This is a genomic window from Burkholderia alba (genome assembly GCF_034721475.1).
GTDB lineage: Bacteria > Pseudomonadota > Gammaproteobacteria > Burkholderiales > Burkholderiaceae > Burkholderia > Burkholderia alba.
Genome location: NZ_JAWJWL010000073.1, coordinates 1 through 6,255, shown reverse-complemented (window position 1 = coordinate 6,255; position 6,255 = coordinate 1). Strand labels below are relative to the sequence as shown.

8 protein-coding genes and 1 pseudogene are annotated in these 6,255 nt (G+C 65.2%); 4 read left to right on the top strand and 5 right to left on the bottom strand.

The window, feature by feature from the left end; all coding sequences use genetic code 11:
• From RZR99_RS33625 to RZR99_RS33615, 3 genes are all read left to right on the top strand, one after another.
• The coding region (locus tag RZR99_RS33625; RefSeq protein WP_456061839.1) for a hypothetical protein at window positions 1–301 on the top strand (301 nt) is incomplete at its 5' end.
• A 9-nt stretch (window positions 302–310) separates the two neighbouring features.
• Window positions 311–1,153, top strand: a complete 843-nt coding sequence (locus RZR99_RS33620) for a hypothetical protein (RefSeq protein ID WP_456061838.1) — start codon at window positions 311–313, stop codon at window positions 1,151–1,153.
• Between the two features lie 45 nt (window positions 1,154–1,198).
• On the top strand, window positions 1,199–1,336 hold the full coding sequence (locus tag RZR99_RS33615; protein WP_456061837.1) for a hypothetical protein: 138 nt from the start codon (window positions 1,199–1,201) through the stop codon (window positions 1,334–1,336).
• 2 nt (window positions 1,337–1,338) lie between these two features.
• Here RZR99_RS33615 and RZR99_RS33610 read toward each other — a convergent pair.
• Together RZR99_RS33610 and RZR99_RS31700 are read right to left on the bottom strand one after the other, a co-directional pair.
• Window positions 1,339–2,163: pseudogene (locus RZR99_RS33610) on the bottom strand (ESPR-type extended signal peptide-containing protein); the annotation flags it as partial.
• Between the two features lie 588 nt (window positions 2,164–2,751).
• Entirely contained in the window at window positions 2,752–3,219 is a 468-nt protein-coding gene (locus tag RZR99_RS31700) for a carboxymuconolactone decarboxylase family protein (protein ID WP_323123661.1), read from the bottom strand.
• A 73-nt stretch (window positions 3,220–3,292) separates the two neighbouring features.
• Between RZR99_RS31700 and RZR99_RS31695 the strand changes: the two genes are divergently transcribed.
• Window positions 3,293–3,805: a MarR family winged helix-turn-helix transcriptional regulator gene (locus tag RZR99_RS31695; protein WP_323123660.1), complete on the top strand. Its 513-nt coding sequence runs from the start codon at window positions 3,293–3,295 to the stop codon at window positions 3,803–3,805.
• 37 nt (window positions 3,806–3,842) lie between these two features.
• Here RZR99_RS31695 and RZR99_RS31690 read toward each other — a convergent pair whose 3' ends face one another.
• The 3 genes from RZR99_RS31690 to RZR99_RS31680 form a co-directional block, all read right to left on the bottom strand.
• On the bottom strand, window positions 3,843–4,745 hold the full coding sequence (locus RZR99_RS31690) for a ferritin-like domain-containing protein (RefSeq protein WP_323123659.1): 903 nt from the start codon (window positions 4,743–4,745) through the stop codon (window positions 3,843–3,845).
• A 108-nt stretch (window positions 4,746–4,853) separates the two neighbouring features.
• A complete protein-coding gene (locus tag RZR99_RS31685; RefSeq protein ID WP_323123658.1) occupies window positions 4,854–5,069 on the bottom strand; it encodes a transcriptional regulator in 216 nt (71 codons plus the stop codon).
• Between the two features lie 187 nt (window positions 5,070–5,256).
• The gene (locus RZR99_RS31680; protein WP_323123657.1) at window positions 5,257–5,907 is read right to left on the bottom strand and encodes an NADPH-dependent FMN reductase; all 651 of its coding nucleotides are present in this window, start codon (window positions 5,905–5,907) and stop codon (window positions 5,257–5,259) included.
• Window positions 5,908–6,255 lie beyond the last annotated feature (348 nt).

Genomic DNA, 6,255 nt, shown 5'->3' with positions numbered 1-6,255 from the left:
CGTGGTCGAAAGACCGGTCGAAGCCGAGGTCGACAGCGAAGCGACATTGCTGTTGGTCGTGCTCAGTCCGGTGGACAAGGAACCGATCGAGCTGGTAGCCGTGCTCAGGCCTGTCGAAGCGGAAGTCGACAGCGACGTGATGCTGCTGTTGGCGGTCGAAAGACCGGTCGAAGCCGAGGTCGACAGCGAAGCGACATTGCTGTTGGTGGTGCTCAGTCCGGTGGACAAGGAACCGATCGAGCTGGTAGCCGTGCTCAGGCCCGGCGACGCGGAAGTCGACAGCGAGGTGATGCTGCTGTAGGCGGTCGAAATGCCGGTCGAAGCCGAGGTCGACAGCGAAGCGACATTGCTGTTGGTGGTGCTCAGTCCGGTGGACAAGGAACCGATCGAGCTGGTAGCCGTGCTCAGGCCCGTCGAAGCGGAAGTCGACAGCGAGGTGATGCTGCTGTTGGCGGTCGAAATGCCGGTCGAAGCCGAGGTCGACAGCGAAGCGACATTGCTGTTGGTGGTGCTCAGTCCGGTGGACAAGGAACCGATCGAGCTGGTAGCCGTGCTCAGGCCCGTCGAAGCGGAGGTCGACAGCGAGGTGATGCTGCTGTTCGTGGTCGAAAGACCGGTCGAAGCCGAGGTCGACAGCGAAGCGACATTGCTGTTGGTCGTGCTCAGTCCGGTGGACAGCGAACCGATCGAGCTGGTGGCCGTGCTCAGACCCGTCGAAGCGGAAGTCGACAGCGACGTGACCGTGCTGTTGGTGGTGCTCAGACCGGTGGACAGCGAGCCGATCGAGCTGGTGGCCGTGCTGAGGCCCGTCGAAGCGGAAGTCGACAGCGACGTGATGCTGCTGTTGGCGGTCGAAATGCCGGTCGAAGCCGAGGTCGACAGCGAAGCGACATTGCTGTTTGTCGTGCTCAGTCCGGTGGACAGCGAGCCGATCGAGCTGGTCGCCGTGCTGAGGCCCGTCGAAGCGGAAGTCGACAGCGACGTGATTCGGCTGTTGGCGGTCGAAAGCCCCGTCGAAGCCGAGGTCGACAGCGACGTCACGTTGCTGTTGGTGGTCGACAGACCCGTGGAGAGCGACGAGATGCCGGTCGAAGCCGAAGTCGACAGCGAGGCGATCGCGCTCGTCGTGGTGCTCATGCCGGTGCTCAACTGAGCAACAGTCACGGCGTCCTGCGGCGCGGAGCCGTCGGCGACGTTGGTGATGCGGCGCAGCGCGGTCGAGCTGCCGACCGATACTTCCGACAGCGGGGCGGCGGAGCCGGTCAGGAAGCCCGTACCGGTGGGCGCTGCCGCACCCGTCACGCTGCCGGCGCCGATCGCGACGCTGTTCGTATAGACCGCGGTGCTGTTGTTGCCGACCGCCACCGAGCCGGTGCCGGCTGCCGTTGCGCCGGTGCCGGCCGCCACCGTGTTGTCGCCGGATGCGACGGCCTGGGTGCCCAGCGCGGACGAGGCCGAGCCGCTTGCGAGCGCCCCATTGCCCAGTGCCGATGCGTTGGTGTTGGTGGCCGAAGCCAGGTTGCCGATGGCCAGGGCCGGATTCGACGTCGTGTTGGTCGCGAGTGTGCCGTTCCCGATCGCGATGCCGTTGATCGTCGAAACGGTTGCGTTCGGCCCCAGGGCGATGCCGCCGGTCGAAGCCGCCGTCGTGTTGGCGAAACGGCCGATGGCGATCGAATTGTTGCCGAGCGCCGCGGCGCCGCCCGTACCGGAGCTGTTGCCGCCGCCGATGGCGACCGCGCTGGTGCCGGAGGCCGTCGAGTCGTTGCCGACCGCGGTCGCGCCGGTATTCAGCGCCTTCGCGCCGGAGCCGATGCCGATCGCGCTCGCGCCCGTCGCCGTGGTGGCCTGACCGAATGCCTGTGAATAGTTGCCCGATGCCGTGGCGTTCGCACCGACCGCGATCGAGGTCGAACCGGTCGCGGATGTCGTGCTGCCGGCACCGCCGGCGATGGAGATGGACTGCGCGCCGGTGGCGGAGCCGCCGCCGGCCGCGTATTGCGCCTGCGCGATATTGATGCTGGCGCCGGCCAGCAGGACGGCGGCTGCCACGACCTTGGCGGTCGACGACTTGTTCGGCTTGCCGCGTGCCGACGAAATTTCCGACGTGGCGACCCAGGCGCCGAGGGCTTCGTTCCAGATGGAGCGGTATGTGCGGTTCATGACGGGAGACTCTCCGTAAATCTACGCAACCCACCCGACGTCTTGCTTGGTAGCCGAACCCCGGTATCGCGCAGTTAATTGATTAAGTGCGCGGATTCTATTTTAAATGTATTTTCGAGACTGCTAATAAATGCAAAATATTGAGATTTAAGTGTGAATCATCGTCAATTAATGATTTTTGAGATTTGTTAAACCGGTTTAATGATTGGCTTGAAATCTATTGTAATACTTATTCGTGGCCTGCTTGGATGCGTCGAAATCCGCTGGGAGCCTTTGTGGGCGGGATCGCGGCCGTGTAGGGGCGGCTTGGGGCGGAGGCGTGAATCGATAGATGTGATTTGAATTTCACTTCCTTTCTTTGTGTAATATTTCAGAATATAAAAGAAAGGATTTATCTCGTCTTATTAATTGAGGGATGGCGAGTGGTGCGTGGGGTCGTGGGGTTTGACGGTGTGAGGATTAAGGCCGCGCTTCGTGCATATTGTCCATGCGCCGGCGGCGGCCCCGAGCCGAGGCTGCGGGCGCGCGCTGCAAGCCGGCGGGCCGAATCAGCCCGCCGGCGCCTCGCCGATCGATCGGCCGGCCCGCTCAGCCCCGTTTCGGAAACATCGGCGGGTACTGGAACGGAATCGCGATCCGGTTCCACGCGTTGATGTTCGCGATCGCCGCCGTGAGGAACATCAGCTGGTCGTCGGGGAACTGCTCGCGCACATCCGCATACAGCGCATCGGACACGCCGTCGGGTAGCGAGCGGGTGACCGTTTCCGCGTAGGCCAGCGCGGCCTGTTCGCGCTTCGAGAAAATCCCGGCTTCGCGCCATACGGCGACGAGATCCAGTTTTTCCTGCGCCACGCGCGCGTGGCGCAGCAGATTCAGGTGGTACTGCACGCAGAACGTACAGCCGTTGATTTGCGAGACCCGCAGCTTGACGAGTTCCGTCAGGTCTTTTTCGAGGCCCGATGCGTCGACCGCGGCGCCCAGCGCCACCAGCGCATCGACGACGCCGCTCGCGGCCTTGCCGAATGCTTCATAGGAAATGCGGGGGTGGGACGTCATGCCAGTTCTCCAGTGGAGTGAAGGAATCGATTAATATGTCAGAGCACGAACAATATATTCGAACTCTGACATTATGCGCAAGATCACTTCCCATACCCCTGCGGCGGACGATGCCATTGCGATTCCCGCGATCGGCGAAGGCAAGCGCGGCGAGGCGGGCTATCTCGGCTATCTGCTGCGGCAGGCGCACGCGGCGTCGCGGCTGACGATGGAGCGCACGCTGGCGGATCTGGGCGTCACGCCGCCGCAGTTCATGGTGCTGACCATGCTGAGCGCCTACCCGGGCCTTTCCGGTGCCGACCTGGCCCGGCTCGCGCTCCTCACGCCGCAGACCGTGAGCGTGATCGTCGCGAATCTGGAGAAGCGCGGCGCGATCGCGCGCCGCCCGCATGCGGTGCATGGACGCATCCAGCAGATCGAGATGAGCGACGAAGGCCGGGCGCTGCTCGCGCGGTGCCGCGAGCGGGTGCGGCGGCTGGACGCGCAGCTGCGAGACGGATTGACCGACGACGAGGAGAGGGCGATCCGGCGCTGGCTGGTCCGGGTCGCGCAGGAACACGGCGATGGCGGCGGCGGCGCGGCGTGAGCGCGTCGCTCCGCCGCCCGCGGCTCACCGTTCGCCGCTATTGCTTCTTCATGAAGCGCAGCGCGAGGCGCGCTATGCGCGGCACGAACTTCGGCCGCAGCAGCCGCCGATCGTAGCCGGCCATGCGGCGGTCGTTTTCCGTGAGGCAGAGCGCGATCAATTCGCGCGCATCCAGCGAATCGCCGACGCTGCCGGCCGCGTTGGCCGGGAAGTTGGCATCGCGCGCGGCGCCGTCGGTGTCGATGCCGCGCGCGATCCCGAGCCGCTGGTGGAACAGGTGGACCCAGGCGGCGCCCACCCGCGCGAAGAACCACGGCCGCCGCCACCAGGCCATATTGCGCCAGTACCACGCATACCAGTTGACGAAAAACAGGATGTGACGGCCTTCCTCCTGGATGACCGGCTCGAAGGTATCGACCAGTTCGTCCGGAAAAAATCCCGAACGCTGCGCGGAACGGAACAGGCCGAACGCGAAGAAGCTGTCGATGCATTCGCTGAAGCCGGTGACGATCCACGCCCATTCGGGGTCTTTGGGCGCGGGGTACTCGGGTTCGGGGGCGAGCCGGATGCCGTAGGCTTCGACGAGCTTCGACAGCACGATCTTGTGGCGCGCCTCCTCGCCAGCGTCCATCTCGAGCGCCGCGCGCAGCAGCGGGTCGGACAGCGTGGCCGCGAACGTGGCGACGCGAATCGACGCGCGTCCTTCGGTCTGCACCGCGATGTCCCAGATGGGCAGCGAAGTGAGCCGCTTGAGTTCGGCCGGCGTGAGCGGCGGCCAGTCGATGACGGCGGGCTTGTACGGGTTATGGGTGTCGAGCAGCATGCGGCAGAACATCTGCTTATGCACTTCGGAACCGATCTGCGCCGGGCCGTGACTCTCATGGGCCCAATTGCGCATTGCGTGATCCGCCGCTTGCTCGTGTCGCAGCGTGTCAGACATGGCTTGGTAGCGGGTTGTGGTGATATCAGGCGATCGATTCTCACATAGCGCGCCGATTCACGTATTTTCGTGGCGCCGCGAAGCCGCGCGGCGCCACCGCCTGCCGCTTCAACAGTGGGTGTCCACCCACAGCCGCCCCCAGCGGGACGCGTAGGCCAGCGCATGTTCCTCGTCGAAGAAGAAATCGATGGCGTCGAACGAATAGGCGCGCGCGGGGCCTGTGGTGGCCTTCGCGATCGTCAGGTTGGCGGCGAACAGGCCGTTCGGCAGACGCGCTGCCGCGGGCGCGACTTCGTAGCCCTTGTAGCGGATCGAACGATTCATGACATTCGCGGATGAATGAGGAGCTTGCAGCGTAAGCAATCGGTACGGGGGCGTGAACCAATCTTTATGCGTTAGCAAATCACGCGCGGCGCGGGAATGGTTATCACGGCAGGCGGACGCAAGCGGAATGCGCGGCGCGCGCCGTCCGGACCGGAGGGCGCGCGCCGTGACGGGCGGAATGCGAAATTCAGTTTGCGCCGAGATTCAGGACGGGGGCGAGCGGGCGGTCGGCGGCCACGCGGGTCGCCGCGCGGTGCGACGCGAACGCGAGCGCGAATTCGGCCGTTTGCGCGCCGACGGTTTCGAGCTGCGCGGCGACCTTCGCGTCCGAGCAGCTGTCCGCGCTGTCGAAGCGGGTTTCGAGCGTGTTGACCGTCGCGCCGAACGGCGTCGGCCAGCCGCGCAGCGCGTGGACGATCGAGCGCAGCGACGTCAGCACGGTGCCGGCGGCCTGCCAGCCGTAGGCGGTGACGATGCAGCCGACCGCGCGGCCGTCCAGGTACGGGCGCTCGTCGGCGCGCAGTTCCTCCAGCGTGTCGAGCGCGTTCTTCACGAGCCCGGACACGCCGCCGTGGTAGCCGGGCGTGGCGATGATGATCGCGTCGGCTTCGCGGACGGCTTCGATCAGGTCGAGTTGCGCGGCGGTGCGCGTCTGCTGTTCGGGGGCGTAATGCGGCAGCGTATGCAGAAACGGGCCGTCGAACAGCCGCGTGCGCGCGCCGGCCGCCTGTGCGCCGCGCAGCGCGAAGCTCAACGCGCGCTCGGTCGACGACGCGGCGCGCGTCGTGCCGCCGATGCCGACGACGAAGGGCCGGTGGTGATGATCGAATGCGGTCAAAATTCGCTCCTTGAGACTGCGGCGCCCGGCTAAGCGCAGGCTTAAAACAGCATGGTAACGACCCGGGCGGGGAGCGGGAAACGACTTTTCGTTCTATCGATATGCCGACCGCACGGGTGACCGGTGCGGCGCGCCGGCGCGATTGGATAGCAGAAATGCTTGGTTGGGCACGTGCGGCGGGGCCGATATGATCCGTTCCGTCTCCTCCATGAGATTCTTCTCTGACATGGGTTGGCCCCGCCGGTCTAGACGTCGGCGGGGCCTTTTTTTAGGTTCATCGCGGGAAACCGTGGAAGCTTTGGGTGCAGTTGGTAATCTGAGGCCAGTGGAAACGGGCGTTGGAGGCCA